This is a genomic window from Arthrobacter sp. Hb9-2 (genome assembly GCF_059091165.1).
This window is the reverse complement of sequence record NZ_JBNHGJ010000122.1, coordinates 1-236: the sequence shown is the minus strand read 5'-3', so window position 1 is coordinate 236 and position 236 is coordinate 1. Positions and strand designations below refer to the sequence as shown.

Genomic DNA, 236 nt, shown 5'->3' with positions numbered 1-236 from the left:
ACCTTGGCCTTGATCCAGTCCGGCTTCCGCTCCACCGGGACAGCAGAGTTGCGCTGTTCAACGCGCAAAAGCTTCCGGCCTTCAGGTGCCAATGTCATTAGTCTTCTTCCTTCAGCATTCGACGACGTTGACGGCGAGTCCGCCCATGGCCGTTTCCTTGTATTTGGAGCTCATGTCCTTGCCGGTCTCGCGCATCGTGATGATGACCTCGTCCAGGGACACCCGGTGGGACCCGT

1 protein-coding gene is annotated in these 236 nt (G+C 58.9%); it reads right to left on the bottom strand.

Annotation, left to right across the window (positions count from 1 at the left end; all coding sequences use genetic code 11):
• Positions 1–111 precede the first annotated feature (111 nt).
• On the bottom strand, positions 112–236 hold a 125-nt coding region (locus AC5RV1_RS21490), incomplete at its 5' end, for an L-serine ammonia-lyase, iron-sulfur-dependent, subunit alpha (protein WP_493995968.1).